The sequence below is a fragment of the Sinorhizobium kostiense genome, assembly GCF_017874595.1.
Taxonomy (GTDB): Bacteria; Pseudomonadota; Alphaproteobacteria; order Rhizobiales; family Rhizobiaceae; genus Sinorhizobium; species Sinorhizobium kostiense.
On record NZ_JAGILA010000008.1, the window covers coordinates 73,184 to 92,328 of the forward strand.

The window sequence follows — 19,145 nt, forward strand, 5'->3', positions numbered from 1 at the left end:
GGAGCCCGAGCATGAGCAAGGCATACAAGGACCACCTCGGCCGCCCGATCGTCGCCGTGACCGGCATGGGCGTCATCACCTCGCTCGGCCAGGGGCTCAAGGACAATTGGGCGGCACTCACGGGCGGCGTATCGGGAATCCACAAGATCACCCGTTTCCCGACGGACAGCCTTTCCACCCGCATTTGCGGTACCGTCGACTTCATCGAACTGCCGGCAGACAATGCCGTAGAGCGCTCCTATGCGATGGCGCGTGAGACGACCTTGGAGGCGCTGGCGCAGGCCGGCCTTTCGGGCGACTTCAATGGGCCGCTGTTCCTTGCCGCACCGCCGATCGAGCCCGAATGGAACGCCCGGTTCGAGCTTGCCGATCGTTCGCCGCCGTCGGAGCGGCCGGGCGACGCCTATAACCGCTTTCTCGCCGCGATGCGGCAGAAGGCCGACCCCGTGTTCCACGAGGCAGTGCTCTTCGGCTCGATCTCCGAACGTCTCGCCGACCGTTTCGGCACGCGCGGTCTTCCGGTGACGCTGTCGACGGCCTGCGCGTCCGGCGCGACTGCGATCCAGCTCGGCGTCGAGGCGATCCGCCAGGGACGCACCGACCGGGCGCTGACGGTCGCGACCGACGGTTCGGTCAGCGCCGAGGCCTTGATCCGCTTCTCGTTGCTCTCGGCGCTCTCGACGCAGAACGATCCGCCGGAGAAGGCCTCGAAGCCCTTCACCAAGGACCGCGACGGCTTCGTCATCGCCGAAGGTGCGGCGACGCTGGTGCTCGAGTCGCTGGAGGCAGCGCTCGCCCGCGGCGCGCGCGTCTACGGCATTTTGAAGGGTTGCGGAGAGAAGGCGGACCTCTTCCACCGCACGCGGTCGTCGCCGGACGGCGGCCCGGCGATCGCGACGATCCGCGCGGCGCTTGCGGATGCCGGCATCGACGAGAGCGCCGTCGGCTATATCAATGCGCACGGCACGTCGACGCCGGAAAACGACAAGATGGAATATCTCTCGATGTCGGCCGTCTTCGGCGATCGCCTGCCTTCGATCCCGGTTTCGTCCAACAAGTCGATGATCGGCCATACGCTGACGGCGGCCGGTGCGGTCGAGGCGGTGTTCTCGATCCAGACGATGCTGACCGGCACGCTGCCGCCGACGATCAATTACCAGAACCCGGACCCGGCGATCGTGCTCGATGTCGTGCCGAACGTGAAGCGAGAGCAGCAGGTGACGGCGGTGCTGTCGAACTCCTTCGGCTTCGGCGGCCAGAACGCCAGCCTCGTGATGACGGCCGAACCCGCTTGAGGATGGGGCGGGCCAGAGGAGGCTATTTAGCTCCCACGCACTCAGCGTAGCGACCGACCGTTCGACGATCAAAATACTTCAAAGGAAACATCCATGCGCGCCCTGCAACTGCTCGAAGACCGCAAGCTCGAAATCACCGACCTTCCGGAGCCGGAGGCGCCGGGCGCGGGCGAGGTGACGCTGCGCGTCAAGGCGGTTGCGCTCAACCATATCGACGTCTGGGGCTGGCGCGGCATGGCTTTCGCCAAGCGGAAGATGCCGCTGGTGATTGGTGCGGAGGCATCCGGCGTCGTCGAAAGCATCGGCCAGGGCGTTGCCAATGTGCTGCCGGGGCAGCTCGTGTCGATCTACGGCGCGCGCACTTGCGGCCTCTGCCTGCCCTGCAAGGAGGGGCGTGACAATCTCTGCGAACACGTGGGTGGCGTGCACGGCTTTCACCTCGACGGCTTTGCGCAGGAGAAGGTGAACCTGCCGGCGCGCCTGCTGGTGCCGGCACCTCCGGGTGTCGATGCGGTCGGCGCGGCGCTTGCGCCCGTCACCTTCGGCACGGTCGAGCACATGCTCTTCGATAACGCCAGGCTCGAGCCGGGCGAGACGATTCTCGTCCATGCTGGCGGCTCCGGCATCGGCACGGCCGCCATCCAGCTCGCCAAGAAGATCGGCTGCACGGTCATCACCACCGTCGGCTCCGACGACAAGATCGAGCGGGCCAGGGCGCTTGGCGCCGATCACGTCATCAACTACCGCACCGACCGCTTCGAGGGCGTGGTGCGCAAGCTTACCAAGAAGAAGGGCGTCGACGTCGTGTTCGAGCATGTCGGCAAGGACACCTGGGCCGGCTCCATGCTGTCGATGAAGCGCGGTGGTCGTCTCGTCACCTGCGGCTCGACCTCCGGCGTTTCAACCGAAATCAACCTGATGATGCTCTTCCAGCAGCAGTTGAAGCTGCTCGGTTCCTTCGGCTGCCGTATGGAGAACATGGCAAATGCCATGCAGAAGATGGCCCGCGGGCTGGTTCACCCGGTGATCGACACCGAGGTCGGACTCTCCGACATCGACCGGGCGCTCGAGCGTATGGAATCGCGCCAGGTCTTCGGCAAGATCATCCTCCGGATGGACTGAAGCCGGTGCGAATGCTGATCACACGGCTGGTGCTTGCCGCCGATCGCTTCAGGCAATGGGTGATCGCCCAGCTCGTCATTCTGCTTCTTTCGGTGCTGAAGCTGCTTCCAGCCGATGCGGCGATCAATTTCATGGATCGCGCCGCGCGCTGGATCGGCCCGAAGACCCGCCGCCACAGGCTCACGCTCATCAATCTGCGCAACGCCTTTCCGGAGAAAAGCGAGGCGGAGATCGAGGAGATCGCGCTCGAAAGCTGGGGCAATATGGGCCGGCTCGCTGCCGAATATGTCTTCCTCGACCAGCTCTTCGATTTCGATCCGTCACGGACCGAGGCGGGCAGGGTGGAAGTTTCCGGCATATCGCTGTTCCTGGAACTGCGCGACAATCCGCGTCCCTTCATCGTCTTCACAGCGCATAGCGGCAATTTCGAAATGCTGCCGGTTGCGGGCTCCACCTTCGGCTTGGACGTGACGGTGCTTTTCCGGCCGCCGAACAATCCCTATCTCGCCGACAAGGTCTTCGAGTTCCGCAAAGCCCGCATGGGCAATCTCGTGCCGTCGCATGCCGGTTCCTCCTTCGCGCTTGCCCGCCAGTTGGAGCACGGCGGTGCGGTTGGCGTGCTCGTCGATCAGAAATTCCGCAAGGGCCTGAAAACCAAGTTCTTCGGCAGGGACGTGCAAACCAATCCGCTGCTCGCCAAGCTCGTCCGGCAGTTCAATTGCGAAGTCTATCCGGCCCGCTGCATCCGGTTGCCGGGCGGTCGCTTCCGCCTGGAACTTGAACCCGCCGTCGAGATTCCGCGAAGGGCGGACGGGAGCGTCGACGTGATGGCAACGGCGCAGATGCTCAACGACAAGGTCGAGAGCTGGGTCCGCGAATATCCCGGACAATGGCTGTGGTACCACGACCGCTGGAACATCAAGGGCACGCTATAGGTTGACATCCCCTCTGGCCCCTCTGGCCTGCCGGCCATCTCTTCCGTCCTCGCTGTATCCGGGATTTGCCCATCGCCTCCCGGCCCCCCTGGTCCCGGGAACGTTTTCGATTGGAAGCGGCCGTTTTCTCCAGTTGAACGCTCGCGCGACGAGTGTAAGCTGCTTGCTGTGGGAACATTCGCGGGCGCTTCGGATGGCCGGCGCGCGAGTCCCATAGGGGGCAGATCCGTCCTGCTAACAGTCGTCGGCTCAAGGGTAGCCGGCCGCCTTGGCGTGAGTCGGTTCGGGGATTGGGGTTTCGAATTGAGAGAACTGATCGAACGGTTCTGGTTCAAGTATTCGCAGTTGCAATATGCCGTGAAAGTGGCGGACGAGCACCTGATCGGCATTCTCGATCGCGAAATCGATCCCGTCCTCCGGGCCGTCTATGACAGGAAGGCCGCGAGCGTCCAGGAGGCGCGCCTCCAGTTCGAGTTTCTCGTCGACATGTTGCGGGCCGACGCGGACGATCTCTCCTGCCTGCTGCGCCATTCGCAATTGCTTCGCTCCCTGGTCGACCGCTATTTCGCCGCAACGGGGGCTTCCGATCTCGCCGGCCTGCATTTCGACCGCGCGCCGGGATCGCCAAGCAAGGGCCGTGCCGACGAAGGCTTGCTCAATGAGGCTATCCTCGATTCCATGCCCGACCGGATCGCTGTCATCACGCCGGACTACCGCTATCTCTACACCAATCCCGCCAATGCCAACCATCTGGCCAGCCGGCCGATGGAGCTCATCGGCCGGCACATCGTCGAATTCATCGGTCTCCAGCGCTTCGAAGAGCGCGTCAAAGCCTGTCTCGACCGCTGTTTTGCCGGCGAAATCGTCGCCTATACGTTCGCCAAGTCCGTCGAGGGACGCATCGTCGTCGTCCGCTGCCGCATGACGCCCTGTCATTCGAGCGGCGGCAAGCTGATTGGCGCCATTCTCGTCATCCAGGAACAGGCCGACCGGCGGCGGGCGATCGCGGCCTGAGGTTGTGGATGAGTGCTGTTGCGACGCGGCATACCTGTGCTTGGCGCAGGGACAAGAGAAATTCAGGAGAGCGACCGGTCAACCTGCACGGACATGCTGACGCGGCGGGAACTGCGCCAGACTGCCGCGTACTCCGCGAAAGTGCTAAACTCGTTTCAGGCCGGTGCGCGCCACAAGGACGTCGTCTCCGGCGGGAGGAAGCGAGATGTCACAGGAATGGCCAATGTACATCCTGCAATCAATCGTCGTCTTCGGCCTCGTCAGTGCCTTGTTCATCCGCTTCGGCGAGTAGCCGTCACGCGGTGTCCGTCGCTATTGCGCCGACCAGACCGCCAATTCGTATCCGTCCGGGTCGGAGAAATGAAAACGGCGGCCACCCGGAAAGGGAAAGATCGGCTTGACGATCTTGCCGCCTGCCGCCTCGACCCGCGCCTGCGCGTCCTCGATCCGGTCGGCGTAGATGATGACGAGCGGGCCGCCGCTCCCGACGGGGCCGAGCGTGGTGAAGCCGCCGGTCAGCCGGCCATCGGCGAACTCGCAATATTCCGGACCGTAATCGGTAAAGGTCCAGCCGAAAGCGCCGCCATAGAAGGCTTTGCTCGCAGCGATATCCGAGACGTTGAATTCGATATAGTCGATGCGGCGGTCATTCTCTTTGCTGCTCATGTCGTTTCCGTCCTTGCAATCACGCCTTGCTGGATTCGAGGATTGATTTAAGGCTGGCGAGATCCTTTTCCACCCACGCCGCGTCCTCGGCGAATTGCGCATCGCTCATGCCCGGCAGCCTGAGCAGGGTGAACATCACTTCGGCACCATCGCCGTTCGGGACGACACGCAAGGCGTTGTGCACCTGCTGACCGTCTGCCAGGGTTACAAGGTGATCGACGACGCCGTAGTCGTTATCCGGGGAGAAGCGCACGCGGGCGTTGCCGAGCGGCCCGGGCGCGAGCCACTCCTCGCCCTCGCGCGTCAGGCCGGCAGAGAGGCCGGAAGCCCAGAGCGGCATCTTCTCGTGGTCCGCCATGAAGGCATAGACCTCGCGCCAGTCGCGCGCGATCGACGTGTGAATGATTCTGGCGGGCATCGGGGGCATGGACTCGCTCCTCTGGTCTCAGGATCAATGGGCAGCATCTCGCCTGATGCTCTATATGGTTCTGCCGGTTACAATGCAGGGACGCAAAGTTTGCCTCGGAGTTGCGCGACATCCGCAGCGCACCGAACGGGCAAATGCGCTTCAGCCCTCGATTTCAAGCGCCAGTTCGAGCTCAGGTGTGGTCAGTTGCGGCCAGAATGCGAGATAGACATCCGCATCTCGCGGTCGGCGCCCTGGTCCGAGTTCCGGCGCCACTTCGGCCACGGTCCTCAGCAGGGCCTCGAAAGGACGCCAGCCAATGACCAGCACGCCGGCGGTGCGCGGCCGGCGGATCACCAGCGCGGGAAAGCGCCCAATCTGGCGAAAGCGCGCGTTCTTCACGTCATCCATGAAGTTCGTTCGGGCGTGGTCGCCGTCCATGTCGCAGCGCAGACGCTGCGGATCAATCACATCAGGACGCGCTTCGGCGCAGGCGTCGATGATTTCGTGCAACACCGATTGTCGGGCGATGTTGCGCCGCTCAGTCATTACGGCTTCCCGCAAGCGCCGCAGGATCAGTTCGGCGGCGATCGGCGACTGGAGCTCCGCCGCCTTCACCAGCAAGCATGCCGGCCATGACGACGACGGTTGATCCTCGGTCCAAATGCGGGCGTCAAGTGGCATTCCGGACGTCTGGTGCGCCTGCAGCCAGAGCGGCCCCATCTGGGCGGGCCTGTGGATGGAGTTTACCGGATCCTGGTAATCGTCCCAGCATCTCAACATCCCCGCCATGCGGTAGCGCCAAGCCATCTGCCCGGCGAAGGCGTAGCGCAGCATGCGCCACTGAGGCTCGAATGCCCAGGACCAACAGCATAGCGGATCCGTATAGTAAACGATTTCGACGGCGGCCGGCGCCGCCGTCTCGTCGTCGCGCACCGTGCCGAGGGCAGAACCGGCAAGGTGATGGGTCACTTGCTCCGGGGGCTTGCAAGCTCGGTCTGCGGATATGACGACCACTGGTTTTCCCCCTTGGGAAGCCTGGACCTGACCTCTTCGCTGCGTTGCTTGCTCATTTGCTTATCCATCCGCTCGACTTCCTTTGCCGTGCGGCTGGTGCCCTCGGGGTTGTGGTCGACCTCGCCCCGGGTGTCGACGACGTGCTTGATGGGATCCTCGATATACTCCCAGTGCTCCCCGTCGCCCCAGGGTCCCTGGCCCTCGTTCCACGGTCCGCGAGCATCAACCCCGTTCGACATGTTGAAATACTCGTGGGTGAAGCGAGGATCGCCCTGCAGGACGCCGGGCGGGAAGTTCGGCTGTATGGTCTCAAGTGCCGCCGAGAACATCTGGAAATGCGCAACCTCCCGCGTCATCAGGAAACGTAGCGTGTTCTTGACGTGCGGGTCATCGGTGAACTGCAGCAGATATTCATACACGATTTTCGCGCGGCTCTCGGCCGCGATATCCGAGCGCAGGTCGACTGTGAGATCGCCGTTGGCGTTCACATACGCGCCGGTCCAAGGAACGCCCTGGCTGTTGGTCAGAGTCGGGCCGCCGCCCGAGAGGGCGAGAAATTGCGGGTTCGCGAGCGCCTCGTGAATGAAGCTTTCCTTGGACGATTTCCCGTTGAGCTTCGTAATGGGGTTGGCCTCCGCGGCATTCTTGAGTTCACCGTTCACGCCATCGAGCAGCATCGTGATCGTCGCTCCGACGATTTCCAGATGGCTGAATTCCTCGGTGGCGATGTCCATAAGCAAGTCATATTTCTCGGGATACGGCTGTCTGGCGGAAAAGGCCTGTACGAAATACTGCATGGCGGCCTTTAGCTCACCATTGCCGCCACCGACTGCTCCAGAAGAAGCGCGGCAAAACGCGGATCGGGTTTGGAGACGCGTGCGTCGAACTGAAGTTCTTTCACATGATGAAACATGGTGGGGGCCTCGGATTTGGTGCGTGTCCGATTTCGCCCAGCAGCAAACCTGAGGATCGGTGGCGGGCAAAAACGGTGTCCGAACCTGCCGCCCGTCGCTTTGTTCCGAATAATCTGCGCGCTTCGGAGCTTTGCCGAACAGTCCACCCGGCAGCTACATTCGAGATCAACTTTCCTTGGAAAAAAGCTATCGAGAGACGCATGAACTCCTTATCAGCGGCTATCCTCGACGATGGCGACGGCAAACCGAAAAAGAATATGATTTCGACGGGACGGCTTGTCGTAAATCGATTTGAATGCCAAAAAGCCTCTCCACCCGCGCCACGTCGCGTCTCGCTCCTCGATACGGACATGCGGGAAGAAGGGGCCGGCAGGAGGCGCCATCGCGGCCTGCGCGGCCCTCAAGTCAAATGGAGGCGACACGTGTCACAGGCGGAAATCGGTCTAATCGGTCTTGGCGTCATGGGAGCGAACCTCGCGCTCAACATCGCCGAGAAGGGCAACAGGATCGCGGTTTTCAACCGAACCGTCGAGACGACGCGCAAATTCTACGCCGAGGCGGGTGAGCTTCAGGGGCAGATCGTTCCCTGCGAGACGATCGAGGAGTTCGTCGCCGCGATCCGTCCGCCGCGGCCGATCATCATCATGATCAAGGCGGGCGAGGCGGTCGACCAGCAGATGGAGGCATTGAAGCCCCATCTCGCCAGGGGCGACATCATGATCGACGCCGGCAACGCCAATTTCCGCGATACGATGCGCCGTTTCGATGCATTGAAGGACACGGGCCTCACCTTCATCGGCATGGGCGTTTCCGGCGGCGAGGAAGGCGCACGCCATGGACCTTCGATCATGGTCGGCGGGACGGCGGAATCCTACGCCCGCGTGGAAAAGGTGCTGACCTCGATCGCCGCCAAATATGAAAGCGATCCTTGCGTCGCCTGGCTTGGCGAAAACGGCGCCGGCCACTTCGTCAAAACGATCCACAACGGCATCGAATATGCCGATATGCAGATGATCGCCGAAATTTACGGCATCCTGCGCGACGGGCTGAAGATGACGGCGAACGAGATCGGCCAGGTCTTCGGGGCATGGAACCGGGGCCGGCTCAATTCCTATCTGATCGAGATCACCGAAAAGGTGCTGAAGGCCTCCGATCCACTGACCGGGAATCCGATGGTCGACATGATCCTCGACAAGGCCGGCCAGAAGGGCACCGGCAAATGGTCAGCCATCGAAGCGCAGAACATGGGCGTGCCGGCGACTGCCATCGAAGCGGCTGTCGCCGCCCGCAGCATCTCCTCGATGAAGGACGAGCGTGAAGCCGCCGAGAAGATCCTCGGCGTGCCGTCGGTTGGAGAACTTGCGGTGGCGGACAGGGACGCGTTCATCAAGGATCTGGAAAACGCACTGCTTGCCGCCAAGATCGGCGCCTATGCCCAGGGTTTCTCGGTAATGGCAGCGGCCTCCGGGGAATTCAACTGGAGCCTGCCTATGCCGACGATCGCAAAGATCTGGCGCGCCGGCTGCATCATCCGCTCGCAATTCCTAGACGAGATCACTTCGGCCTTCACCAAGGCGCCGGATGCCGCGAACCTGATCGTCACGCCGGCGTTTGCGGCAATGGTCAAGGAAACCGACGGGGCGCTTCGCCGCGTCGTCTCGACGGCAGTGCTTGGTGGTCTGCCGGTGCCGGCGCTCGCCTCGGCGCTCGGCTATTTCGACAGCTACCGCCGCGGCCGCGGCACGGCAAACCTCATCCAGGCCCAACGAGACTTCTTCGGCGCCCACGGCTTCGACCGCCTTGACGGCGCCGACAGCCATCACGGGCCGTGGGGCAGCGGTCTAAACGCCTAGGTCCTGAGTCCAGGTTTAATTCGATTGTACTAAAGGAAGGGTGGCGCCGGTCACCCTTTCACGACAAGCTAGCGCATCGGCCCGAAAATCGTACCCGATTTTCGGAAAGCTCGATGCGCAAATTCAAAGAGTTACAGCGACCTTTGCGCGTCTGAAAAGACGCGCGGCGCTGTAAGGCATCTCAAGCAAGGGAGCAATCGGGAAGGCAGCATGAGATTCAGGGTGATCGAAGGGGGCAAAGCGATCGAAACCACGCCCGTCACCGGGTCAGCAACGGTTCGTGAGGAGGCTGAGCGGCGCATAAGGGCGTCGGGCTACGAGCAATGGCGGGTGCGCAGCCTCGCCACTGGAGCGCCGATCCCGAGTTCGATCCGGTATTTGAAAATGCAGATCGACTTCGTTGCCGAGAAGCTCGCGCAGCTCAGTCCCATTCCACACGACTTTGCCGACGACAAATACTGGCCTGCTGCCAGTTCCGAGATCATAGCAATGCATCGACCCGCGTGAGAGTCGCGGCCAGCAAGAGCAACCAAAGGTTACTCCCGCGCTTTGGTCACCGACGACTGAAGTTCCGGCTGGCTTAGGCTCTGCAGCGATTCGGCCGGGCGGCCGTCGATCTGGCCGATCACCGCCTTGGCGAGTTCGCGCCCGGCCAGGCGGATATCCTCGTACATGGTGATGACCTCCGGGCGCAGCCAACGCAGGAAATCGCTCGGCACCTTGGAGACCATGTCGGCGTGTTCGCCGACCTTCTTGCCCGCGGCCTCGAGCCCGGCGATCAGCGCAATGGCGCCGGAGCCGCTACCGGAGACGATGCCGTCCGGCGCTTCCGGCGAACGCATCAGCGCCTCGAATGCATCGCGGATGGTCTTGAGGCTGTGGTCGATATTGACCTGGTGGAAGGACACGGACTCGGCGCCGAAATCCTTCAGGCCGCGCCCGAAGCCCGTGCGCATGTGCTTGTGGAATGAGAGGTGTGGCGGAGGCTCGAGCAGCACGAGCCGCCGCCGACCGAGCTCCACGAGCTTGCGCACCGCCTCGTAAGCAAAGCGCTCGTTATCGAAGTCGTGAAACGGGTGCACGATGCCCATGTCGGTGCGTCCGTGGGTGGCGAAAGGGAACCCACGTTCGGTCAGCAGCCTCACGCGCGGGTCATTCGGCTCCAATCGCGAGATGATGACGCCGTCGGCCGCGCCCGTATCGAGAATGTAGCGGATCGGCCCGAGCGGATCCTTGGCGGAACTGTAGGGGGTGACGACCAGGTGATAGGGCGTGCCGGCGAGGATCTCGGTGATGCCGATGACCATCGGGCTGGTGATGCCCATGATCTCCTCTTCGAGCGTTAAAACGAGGCTGATGACGTTGGTCTTGCCGGTCCTCAGTCGAACGCCGGCGCGGTTCGGCTGATAGCCGATCTGCTTTGCGACCAGGCGCACCCGCTCCTTGGTCTCGGCGCCGATATCGGGCGCGTCCTTCAGCGCGCGGGAAACGGTGGTGATGCCGAGCCCGGTCATGAAGGCGATGGTCTTCAGCGTCGGTCGGCCGCCCTCCGTTGGCGGTGTTGCCGCCGGCTTGTTCTTCGTCCTGCCTTCCATGCCCTTACCCTGGAAACCCTCATTCTGAGATGCCTGCGGCGCGTTTTCGCTGCATTCCGTTGCCTTGCCCCGCTTATATATGATTTGCCGCCGGTCACCAGATCGGTGCCGACCGGCTCCGAGCTGGAAAAACTGTAACGATACAGCTCAAATGTCGAGCATTTTCGTCGCTGCACTGCGAAACATGTATCCAGAGAGTTGAGTTCCGAACCTGCTGCATCGGATGCAGCGCCTGCGGAGCGCGCCTGGTGATGCCGTGTCCATCCGCACCATTTGCGCCGTGCAAAAACAAAGGGTAATGGAAGGAACTTCATGTTTTTAAGAAGCTGAACGGGCGTGAATTCCCATGCCCGCAAGTCGCTCAATTACACGCAAAAAGAGTGCTGGCATAATTATCTTGAATCGCCCGTTGTGGGTGTTGCGTCGGCAAATCGTTTGAATTAAGTTTTTTACGGCAACGTTACAGTGAGGGAGGAGACTCATGAAATTACGTTCTTTGGTTGGCGCTTTGGCCGCAACCGTCGCACTGCCGCTCGGTGTGGCCGGCGCCACCGATCTGGAGGTCACGCATTGGTGGACCTCCGGCGGTGAGGCCGCGGCGGTCGCCGAATTGGCGAAAGCCTTCGATGCGACCGGCAACAAATGGGTCGACGGTGCGATCGCGGGCTCCGGCGGCACGGCGCGCCCGATCATGATCAGCCGCATCACCGGTGGCGATCCGATGGGCGCAACCCAGTTCAACCATGGACGCCAGGCGGAGGAGTTGGTCGAGGCCGGGCTGATGCGCGACCTGAGCGAAGTTGCCGAGCGGGAAAAATGGCGGGAGATCGTCAAGCCCTCGAGCCTGCTCGACTCCTGCACGATCGAAGGCAAGATCTACTGCGCTCCGGTCAATATCCATTCCTGGCAATGGCTGTGGCTTTCCAACGCCGCCTTCAAGCAGGCCGGCGTAGAAGTGCCGAAGAATTGGGATGAATTCGTCGCCGCGGCGCCGGCGCTCGAGAAAGCCGGCATCATTCCCCTGGCGCTTGGCGGTCAGCCGTGGCAGGCGTCCGGCGCCTTCGACGTGCTGATGGTGGCGATCGCCGGCAAGGACGTTTTCGAGCAGGTGTTCGCCAAGAAGGACGCCGAAGTGGCCGCCGGGCCTGAAATCGCCAAGGTCTTCAAGGCTGCCGACGATGCGCGTCGCCTGTCGAAAGGCAGCAACGTCCAGGACTGGAACCAGGCGACGAACCTCGTCATCACCGGCAAGGCAGGTGGCCAGATCATGGGCGACTGGGCCCAAGGTGAGTTCCAGGTGGCGGGCCAGAAAGCCGGCGAGGACTACACCTGCCTGCCGGGCCTCGGCGTCAACGAAGTGATCTCGACCGGCGGCGACGCCTTCTATTTCCCGCTGATCGAGGATGAAGAGAAGTCGAAGGCGCAGGAGGTGCTCGCTTCCACTCTCCTGAAACCCGAAACTCAGGTCGCTTTCAATCTGAAGAAGGGATCGCTGCCGGTTCGCGGGGACGTCGATCTTGCGGCGGCCAATGATTGCATGAAGAAGGGCCTCGACATCCTTGCCAAGGGCAATGTGATCCAGGGCACGGACCAGCTGCTTTCGCCCGACAGCCAGAAGCAGAAGGAGGACCTCTTCTCCGAGTTCTTCGCAAATCCCTCCATGACGCCGGAGGACGCGCAGAAGCGCTTCGCAGAGATCATCGCCGACGCGGATTGATACCCACCTCAGGATGCCCCGCGCTTGTCGCGGGGCCGACCCCCGGGCTCGTTTGTCCGATCGCGTTGGCATCCGCCCGCGAAAGCGGGGGCTCCCGTTTGGCAAGTGGCTGGCGCGACAGCCAGGTGGTTGCGGCGCCGGCTGCCCACTGCCCAGAAAACCGTTGCAGTTCCGGAGGAGGAAACATGACGGGTCTAACACGTGGTTCGGTGCGTCCGAACCAGTGGCTGCGCAACCTGAATGCGAAGATCGCCTCGATCCCGATGATTTTGACGGCCCTGGTCATCTTCGTCGGCGGCACGGCCTGGACGGTCGTCTATTCCTTCACCAACTCGAAGCTGCTGCCGCGCCTGAAATTCGTCGGGCTTGATCAATACGAGCGGCTGTGGGAGGCGCCGCGCTGGATCATCTCGATCCAGAATCTCGCGGTTTTCGGCTTCTTCTCGCTGATCTTCAGCCTGGTGATCGGCTTCGTGCTCGCGGCGCTGATGGATCAGAAGATCCGATTCGAGAATACGTTCCGCACCATCATGCTCTATCCGTTCGCCCTGTCGTTCATCGTCACGGGCCTGGTGTGGCAATGGCTCCTCAATCCGCAATACGGCATTCAGTCGATCGTGCGGTCGCTCGGTTGGGAGAGCTTCTCCTTCGATCCGCTCTATGATTCCGACATCGTCATCTACGGCATCCTGATCGCGGCGCTCTGGCAGGGCACCGGGCTCGTCATGTGCCTGATGCTGGCCGGCTTGCGCGGCATCGACGAAGACATCTGGAAGGCCGCGCGCGTCGATGGCATTCCGATGTGGAAGACCTATGTGCTGATCATCATCCCGATGATGCGTGGCGTCATCATCACCACGCTGGTGATCATCGCGAGCGGCATCGTCAAGGTCTACGATCTCGTCGTCGCGCAAACGAGCGGCGGGCCGGGGATCGCCTCGGAGGTGCCTGCCAAATACGTCTACGACTACATGTTCCTCGCCCAGAACCTGGGCCAGGGCTTCGCCGCCTCCACCATGATGCTCCTGACGGTCGCCATCATCATCGTGCCGTGGGCCTATCTGGAATTCGGGGGAGGACGCAAGCGTGGATAACCTCGCCAGCAAAAGCGCGCTGAAACGCCATGAGGCTGAAGACACCAGGATCAAGGCCGGTCCTCGCGGCAGCAAGCCGAGGAGCGCGCTCTCACGCCGCAACATCATCGTCTACGGTACGCTGATCCTGGTAGCCGTCTATTATCTCCTGCCGCTCTATGTGATGATCGTGACGTCGCTCAAGGGCATGCCGGAGATCCGTGTCGGCAACATCTTCGCACCGCCCCTGGAAATCACCTTCGAGCCTTGGGTGAAGGCCTGGGCCGAGGCCTGCACCGGGCTCAATTGCGACGGCCTCTCGCGAGGCTTCTGGAATTCGGTGCGCATCACCGTGCCTTCGGTGCTCATCTCGATCGCGGTCGCATCGGTCAACGGCTACGCACTCGCCAACTGGCGCTTCAAGGGCGCCGATCTCTTCTTCACCATCCTGATCATCGGCGCCTTCATCCCCTATCAGGTGATGATCTACCCGATCGTCATCGTGCTGAGAGAAATGGGCGTCTACGGGACGCTGACCGGCCTCGTTATCGTACACACGATCTTCGGCATGCCGATCCTGACGCTATTGTTTCGCAACTATTTCGCCGGGCTGCCGGAAGAGCTGTTCAAGGCGGCGCGCGTCGATGGCGCCGGATTCTGGACGATCTATCTGAAGATCATGCTGCCCATGTCGCTGCCGATCTTCGTCGTGGCGATGATCCTGCAGGTGACCGGCATCTGGAACGACTTCCTGTTCGGGGTGGTCTTCACCCGGCCGGAATACTATCCGATGACCGTCCAGCTCAACAACATCGTCAATTCGGTCCAGGGCGTGAAGGAATACAACGTCAACATGGCCGCCACGATCCTGACGGGCCTCGTGCCGCTGACGGTCTACTTCGTCTCGGGTCGCCTGTTCGTACGCGGCATCGCAGCCGGCGCAGTAAAAGGATAAGCAAGCATGACCAGCGTTTCCGTCAGGGATCTTTCCTTGAGCTTCGGCGCCGTCACGGTTCTCGACAAGCTCAATCTCGACATCGATCACGGCGAATTCCTCGTCCTTCTCGGCTCGTCCGGTTGCGGCAAGTCGACACTGCTCAACTGTATCGCCGGCCTGCTCGACGTCACCGACGGGCAGATCATCATCCATGATCGCAACGTCACCTGGGAAGAGCCGAAGGACCGCGGCATCGGCATGGTGTTCCAGTCCTATGCGCTCTACCCGCAGATGTCGGTCGAGAAGAACCTCTCCTTCGGCTTGCAGGTTGCCAGGGTGCCGCAGGCGGAGATCGACAAGCGGGTCAAGCGCGCGGCGGAAATCCTGCAGATCCAGCCCTTGCTCAAGCGCAAGCCTTCCGAACTTTCCGGCGGCCAGCGCCAGCGCGTGGCGATCGGCCGGGCATTGGTGCGCGACGTCGACGTGTTCCTGTTCGACGAACCCCTGTCGAACCTCGATGCCAAGCTGCGCTCGGAGCTGCGCGTCGAAATCAAGCGGCTGCACCAGTCGCTGAAGAATACGATGATCTATGTCACCCACGACCAGATCGAGGCGCTGACGCTCGCCGATCGCATTGCCGTGATGAAGAGCGGGGTAATCCAGCAGCTCGCCGATCCGATGACGATCTATAACGCGCCGGAAAACCTCTTCGTCGCCGGCTTCATCGGTTCGCCGTCGATGAACTTCTTCCGTGGCGAAGTGGAGGCGAAGGAGGGCCGCAGCTTCGTCCGCGTCGACGGCACGGCCTTCGACGTCACCGCCTATCCGGCGAGCGTGCCGCTGAAGCCCGGCCAGAAGGTGGTGCTCGGCGTCCGGCCGGAGCACGTCAAGGTCGACGAAGCCCGGACGGACGAGCCCGCACATCAGGCGACCGTCGACATCGAGGAGCCGATGGGGGCGGACAACCTGCTCTGGCTGACGCTTGCCGGTCAGCCGATGTCGGTCAGGATCGCCGGCAAGCGGCGTTATCCCCCGGGCAGCTCCGTGCGCCTCTCTTTCGACATGGGGGTTGCTTCGATCTTCGACGCCGCCAGCGAAAACCGCCTTTGACAGCCCGCCGGAGCGGGTATGCGCATTCGCAACCCCCGCCCAGCTTTAGAGCGACCGGCTTTTGTAAGCGCCGCCTGACAAAGCGTCCGAGCGACCGCCGCCACTGGATTTTGATATGCCTGCCGAGACCTTGAACCGCGACGCGATCCGCATCGATCTTTCCGGCGACTGGCTGCTGGCTTCCGCCGATAACAGCCATGCGCTGACGATCGCGTTGCCTGGCGACGTGCACAGCGCGCTGCAGCACGCCGGCATCATCGCCGACCCCTTTCGCGGCCGCAACGAGGCCGAGGTGCAATGGGTGGCGCACAAGGACTGGGTGCTGGAGCGCACGGTCGTTATCGATGCGGAGGACGTCGAGGGCTTCTGGTACCTCGATTTCGAAAGCATCGATACGGTAGCCTCGGTCTTCGTCAACGACCGGCTGGTGCTGCGGGCGAATAATTGTTTCCGCCGTTATCGCCCGGATGTATCGAACGCCCTTATCGCCGGCGAGAACCGGATCCGGGTGGTGCTCCATTCCGCGATCGCCGAAGGGGCGCGGCGACAGGCGGCGCAGCCGTTCCATGTGCCCTATCACGAGGGCAACTCGCCGATCGGAAATGGCAATATGCTGCGCAAGCCGCAATGCCATTTCGGCTGGGACTGGAACATCGCCATTGCTCCTTTGGGCATCTATCGCGCGCTGGCGCTCTGCCGGCTCGAGACTGCGCGCATCGAACACGTCACGACGCGGCAGCTCTGGCTCGACGATGGCTCGGTCGATCTGCAGGTGACCGTTGTGCTCTATGCCCGCGACCCCGGCATCGTGCCGATCCATTTCGAGCTTGACGGGCAGCGCGAGCGGCTCGACTGCGCCGTCGCCGCCGGCGAGACGCGCATCACGCAGGTCTTCAATATTGCCGAGCCGCAGCGCTGGTGGCCGGCCGGCAGCGGCGAGCAGGCGTTGTCGATCCTCAAGGTCGAAACGCCGGAGGAAACGGTCACGCGCCAGATCGGTTTCCGCACGATCGAACTCGTGACCGACAGGGACGAGGCGGGCAACCGCTTCGTCTTCCGCGTCAATGGCCGCGATGTCTTCTGCCGCGGTGCGAACTGGATCCCTGCGGACGCGCTGATGTCGCGGGTTACACCGGAGGGTGTCGAAGACCTTCTGCGCTCGGCGGTCGACGCCAACATGAACATGATCCGTGTCTGGGGCGGCGGCTTCTACGAGCCCGATTGGTTCTATGATCTCTGCGACCGGCTCGGGCTCATGGTTTGGCAGGACTTCATGTTCGCCTGCAATCTCTATCCCTCGACGCCGGACTTCCTGGAAAACGTCGCGGCGGAAGTGGACTATCAGGTCAAGCGGCTCGCCTCGCATCCGTCGATCGCGCTCTGGTGCGGCGACAACGAACTCGTCGGCGCCCTTACCTGGTTTGAGGAAAGCCGCAAGGACCGCGACCGCTATCTCGTCTCCTATGACCGCCTCAACCGGACGATCGAGATGGCCTTGAAGACGGCCTCCCCGGAGGCGACCTGGTGGCCGTCGAGCCCTTCGGTCGGATACCTCGACTTCGGCGACGCCTGGCATGCCGACGGTTCCGGCGACATGCACTACTGGTCCGTCTGGCATGAGAACAAATCCTTCGACAACTACCGATCGGTGCGACCGCGTTTCTGCTCGGAGTTCGGCTTCCAGTCCTATACGTCGATGCCGGTGATCCGGGAGTTCGCCGAAGCGCGCGACCTCAACATCGCCTCGCCGGTGATGGAGGCGCATCAGAAGAATGTCGGGGGCAACGAGCGGATCGCCGGCACCATGTTCCGCTACTTCCGCTTCCCCAAGGATTTCCCGAGCTTCGTCTATCTGAGCCAGATCCAGCAGGGGCTTGCGATCCGCACCGCCGTCGACTACTGGCGTTCGCTGAAACCTCATTGCATGGGCACGCTCTACTGGCAGCTCAACGACACCTGGCCGGTCGCCTCCTGGTCGAGCCTCGACTATGGCGGTCATTGGAAAGCCATGCACTACATGGCGCGCCGATTCTTCCAGCCGGTCACGGTGGCGGCCATACCGTCCGCGGACGGCAAGACGATCGCCTTCTCGATGGTGAACGATACGGCCGAGCCGGTGACGGTCGAGCTCGAGACCTTCCTCGTTACACTCGAAGGCAAGCGCCGCCTGCTGGTCGCGGCGGCGGGCGCATGCTCGCCGGAGCGTGCGGAGACGCTCGTCGCCATCACGGCCGCCGATATTCCGGCCGATGCGCTTCTCTTCTGGTCCTTCGAGGCATCCAACGGCATGCGTGGCGAGGGCCATTACGTCCACGGCACCTACAAAGCTCTCGACCTCAAGCCCGCGGGCCTTGCGATCGAGGCGGCGCCAGGAGCTGACGGCTACGACGTCATCCTCACCGCGACCGGTCTCGCACTGCACGTAATGGTCGAGGCGGATGCCGAGGGACGCTATTCGGACAACGCCTTCGATCTTACGGCCGGCGAAGCGAAGACGATCCATTTCACACCGAAAGTGCCGCTCGACGAGGGCGTCACACCGCGCTTCAGCGCCTACGATCTCGAATCCTGCCAAGGAAGAGGGTGAGGGGGTGAAGCGCGATCCGCCGTCATGGGTAGCTCTTCGCCTGCGAAGATCAACAGCGCGCCGCTTCGCGGTGGCCCTACCACGAAATGTTTCCGCAAAATCCACGAGGAGATTTACGATGAAAGACGTCAGTTTCCAGCTCTACAGCGCCCGCAATTTCCCGCCCTTCGCCGATGTGCTTTCCGCTCTCGGAGAAGCCGGCTATACGCAGGTCGAAGGATATGGGGCGCTCTATGCCGCTCTCAGCGACGAGGAGATCGCCGAGTTCAAGAGCGGTCTCGAGCGTAACGGGCTTGCGATGCCGACGGCACATTTCAGCCTCGACATGCTGGAAACGGATCCCTTGCGCGTGATGCAGATCGCCAATGCGCTCGGGATTCGCGCCATTTACTGCCCCTATCTGATGCCGGATCAACGTCCGGGCGATGCGGCCGGCTGGCGCGCCTTCGGCGCTCGTCTGCAGGCGGCGGGCAGGCCTTTCCGTGATGCCGGTATCGACTTCGGCTGGCACAATCATGATTTCGAATTCCACGCGCTGCCGGATGGCTCGGTGCCGCTGGAGCACATCTTCGCCGGTGGCCCGGACCTCTCCTGGGAGGCGGACATTGCCTGGATCATTCGCGGCGGCGCCGATCCCTTTGCCTGGATCGCGAAATATGGCGAGCGCATCACCGCGGTCCACGTCAAGGACATTGCGGCGAAGGGCGAGAAGACCAACGAGGACGGCTGGGCCGATGTCGGAGAGGGCACGCTCGACTGGAAGGCGCTGATCCGGGCGCTCAGCGAGACCTCGGCGAAATATTTCATCGCGGAACACGACAATCCGAGCGACTTCCGGCGCTTCGCCAAGCGGTCGCTCGCTTCCATTCAATCCTACTAAGCAGCCATTCGCGGGTGTCCCGCG

The 19,145-nt window shown here is 62.6% G+C and carries 18 protein-coding genes; 12 read left to right on the forward strand and 6 right to left on the reverse strand.

Translation table 11 applies throughout. From position 1 onward, the window contains the following. Window positions 1-11 precede the first annotated feature (11 nt). From J2Z31_RS23800 to J2Z31_RS23815, 4 genes are all read left to right on the forward strand, one after another. Window positions 12-1,295, forward strand: a complete 1,284-nt coding sequence (locus J2Z31_RS23800; protein ID WP_209605307.1) for a beta-ketoacyl-ACP synthase — start codon at window positions 12-14, stop codon at window positions 1,293-1,295. Window positions 1,296-1,388: 93 nt separating this feature from the next. Then, window positions 1,389-2,417 (forward strand): zinc-binding dehydrogenase, encoded by a 1,029-nt coding sequence (locus J2Z31_RS23805; RefSeq protein ID WP_209605309.1) that lies wholly within the window; start codon window positions 1,389-1,391, stop codon window positions 2,415-2,417. 11 nt (window positions 2,418-2,428) lie between these two features. Next, window positions 2,429-3,352, forward strand: coding sequence for a lipid A biosynthesis lauroyl acyltransferase (locus tag J2Z31_RS23810; protein ID WP_209605311.1), 924 nt, complete (start codon window positions 2,429-2,431; stop codon window positions 3,350-3,352). A gap of 303 nt (window positions 3,353-3,655) precedes the next feature. Next, complete coding sequence (locus J2Z31_RS23815; RefSeq protein ID WP_209605313.1) at window positions 3,656-4,366, forward strand: PAS domain-containing protein; 711 nt, start codon at window positions 3,656-3,658, stop codon at window positions 4,364-4,366. Window positions 4,367-4,678: 312 nt separating this feature from the next. Here J2Z31_RS23815 and J2Z31_RS23820 read toward each other — a convergent pair whose 3' ends face one another. From J2Z31_RS23820 to J2Z31_RS29865, 5 genes are all read right to left on the reverse strand, one after another. Then, on the reverse strand, window positions 4,679-5,032 hold the full coding sequence (locus J2Z31_RS23820) for a VOC family protein (RefSeq protein WP_209605315.1): 354 nt from the start codon (window positions 5,030-5,032) through the stop codon (window positions 4,679-4,681). Between the two features lie 19 nt (window positions 5,033-5,051). After that, complete coding sequence (locus tag J2Z31_RS23825; protein WP_209605318.1) at window positions 5,052-5,459, reverse strand: SRPBCC family protein; 408 nt, start codon at window positions 5,457-5,459, stop codon at window positions 5,052-5,054. A 141-nt stretch (window positions 5,460-5,600) separates the two neighbouring features. After that, a complete protein-coding gene (locus J2Z31_RS23830) occupies window positions 5,601-6,455 on the reverse strand; it encodes a DsbA family oxidoreductase (protein ID WP_328243636.1) in 855 nt (284 codons plus the stop codon). Continuing rightward, window positions 6,407-7,252, reverse strand: coding sequence for a manganese catalase family protein (locus J2Z31_RS23835; RefSeq protein WP_209605322.1), 846 nt, complete (start codon window positions 7,250-7,252; stop codon window positions 6,407-6,409). The genes J2Z31_RS23830 and J2Z31_RS23835 overlap by 49 nt, the downstream gene beginning before the upstream one ends. Window positions 7,253-7,260: 8 nt before the next feature. Further along, window positions 7,261-7,368 (reverse strand): manganese catalase family protein, encoded by a 108-nt coding sequence (locus J2Z31_RS29865; RefSeq protein WP_209605324.1) that lies wholly within the window; start codon window positions 7,366-7,368, stop codon window positions 7,261-7,263. A 423-nt stretch (window positions 7,369-7,791) separates the two neighbouring features. Here J2Z31_RS29865 and gndA point away from each other — a divergent pair, with 423 nt between their 5' ends. Further along, window positions 7,792-9,222, forward strand: a complete 1,431-nt coding sequence (gndA, locus tag J2Z31_RS23845) for an NADP-dependent phosphogluconate dehydrogenase (protein WP_209605325.1) — start codon at window positions 7,792-7,794, stop codon at window positions 9,220-9,222. Window positions 9,223-9,432: 210 nt separating this feature from the next. After that, complete coding sequence (locus J2Z31_RS23850) at window positions 9,433-9,729, forward strand: hypothetical protein (protein ID WP_209605328.1); 297 nt, start codon at window positions 9,433-9,435, stop codon at window positions 9,727-9,729. 29 nt (window positions 9,730-9,758) lie between these two features. On the opposite strand, the gene J2Z31_RS23855 is transcribed toward J2Z31_RS23850, so the two are convergent. Further along, a complete protein-coding gene (locus tag J2Z31_RS23855) occupies window positions 9,759-10,817 on the reverse strand; it encodes a LacI family transcriptional regulator (protein WP_209605331.1) in 1,059 nt (352 codons plus the stop codon). Between the two features lie 481 nt (window positions 10,818-11,298). Between J2Z31_RS23855 and J2Z31_RS23860 the strand changes: the two genes are divergently transcribed. The 6 genes from J2Z31_RS23860 to J2Z31_RS23885 all read left to right on the forward strand — a co-directional run bounded on the left by J2Z31_RS23860 (window position 11,299) and on the right by J2Z31_RS23885 (window position 19,121). After that, window positions 11,299-12,534 (forward strand): ABC transporter substrate-binding protein, encoded by a 1,236-nt coding sequence (locus tag J2Z31_RS23860; protein WP_209605333.1) that lies wholly within the window; start codon window positions 11,299-11,301, stop codon window positions 12,532-12,534. Between the two features lie 185 nt (window positions 12,535-12,719). Next, on the forward strand, window positions 12,720-13,628 hold the full coding sequence (locus J2Z31_RS23865) for a carbohydrate ABC transporter permease (protein ID WP_209605334.1): 909 nt from the start codon (window positions 12,720-12,722) through the stop codon (window positions 13,626-13,628). Window positions 13,629-13,647: 19 nt separating this feature from the next. Beyond that, window positions 13,648-14,562 (forward strand): carbohydrate ABC transporter permease, encoded by a 915-nt coding sequence (locus J2Z31_RS23870; protein WP_209605840.1) that lies wholly within the window; start codon window positions 13,648-13,650, stop codon window positions 14,560-14,562. Between the two features lie 6 nt (window positions 14,563-14,568). Further along, window positions 14,569-15,654, forward strand: a complete 1,086-nt coding sequence (locus J2Z31_RS23875; protein ID WP_209605337.1) for an ABC transporter ATP-binding protein — start codon at window positions 14,569-14,571, stop codon at window positions 15,652-15,654. A gap of 115 nt (window positions 15,655-15,769) precedes the next feature. After that, window positions 15,770-18,241 (forward strand): beta-mannosidase, encoded by a 2,472-nt coding sequence (locus J2Z31_RS23880; RefSeq protein ID WP_209605338.1) that lies wholly within the window; start codon window positions 15,770-15,772, stop codon window positions 18,239-18,241. 118 nt (window positions 18,242-18,359) lie between these two features. Further along, window positions 18,360-19,121: a sugar phosphate isomerase/epimerase family protein gene (locus J2Z31_RS23885; RefSeq protein ID WP_209605340.1), complete on the forward strand. Its 762-nt coding sequence runs from the start codon at window positions 18,360-18,362 to the stop codon at window positions 19,119-19,121. The last annotated feature ends 24 nt before the right edge of the window (window positions 19,122-19,145 follow it).

Bases quoted from the DNA above. Each gene is read 5' to 3' on its own strand.
- J2Z31_RS23810 (WP_209605311.1), top strand. From the start codon at position 2,429: ATGCTGATCACACGGCTGGTGCTTGCCGCCGATCGCTTCAGGCAATGG.
- J2Z31_RS23850 (WP_209605328.1), top strand. From the start codon at position 9,433: ATGAGATTCAGGGTGATCGAAGGGGGCAAAGCGATCGAAACCACGCCC.
- J2Z31_RS23875 (WP_209605337.1), top strand. From the start codon at position 14,569: ATGACCAGCGTTTCCGTCAGGGATCTTTCCTTGAGCTTCGGCGCCGTC.
- J2Z31_RS23860 (WP_209605333.1), top strand. From the start codon at position 11,299: ATGAAATTACGTTCTTTGGTTGGCGCTTTGGCCGCAACCGTCGCACTG.
- J2Z31_RS23800 (WP_209605307.1), top strand. From the start codon at position 12: ATGAGCAAGGCATACAAGGACCACCTCGGCCGCCCGATCGTCGCCGTG.
- J2Z31_RS23820 (WP_209605315.1), bottom strand. From the start codon at position 5,032: ATGAGCAGCAAAGAGAATGACCGCCGCATCGACTATATCGAATTCAAC.
- J2Z31_RS23835 (WP_209605322.1), bottom strand. From the start codon at position 7,252: ATGCAGTATTTCGTACAGGCCTTTTCCGCCAGACAGCCGTATCCCGAG.
- J2Z31_RS23865 (WP_209605334.1), top strand. From the start codon at position 12,720: ATGACGGGTCTAACACGTGGTTCGGTGCGTCCGAACCAGTGGCTGCGC.
- J2Z31_RS29865 (WP_209605324.1), bottom strand. From the start codon at position 7,368: ATGTTTCATCATGTGAAAGAACTTCAGTTCGACGCACGCGTCTCCAAA.
- J2Z31_RS23880 (WP_209605338.1), top strand. From the start codon at position 15,770: ATGCCTGCCGAGACCTTGAACCGCGACGCGATCCGCATCGATCTTTCC.
- J2Z31_RS23885 (WP_209605340.1), top strand. From the start codon at position 18,360: ATGAAAGACGTCAGTTTCCAGCTCTACAGCGCCCGCAATTTCCCGCCC.
- J2Z31_RS23825 (WP_209605318.1), bottom strand. From the start codon at position 5,459: ATGCCCCCGATGCCCGCCAGAATCATTCACACGTCGATCGCGCGCGAC.
- J2Z31_RS23805 (WP_209605309.1), top strand. From the start codon at position 1,389: ATGCGCGCCCTGCAACTGCTCGAAGACCGCAAGCTCGAAATCACCGAC.
- J2Z31_RS23855 (WP_209605331.1), bottom strand. From the start codon at position 10,817: ATGGAAGGCAGGACGAAGAACAAGCCGGCGGCAACACCGCCAACGGAG.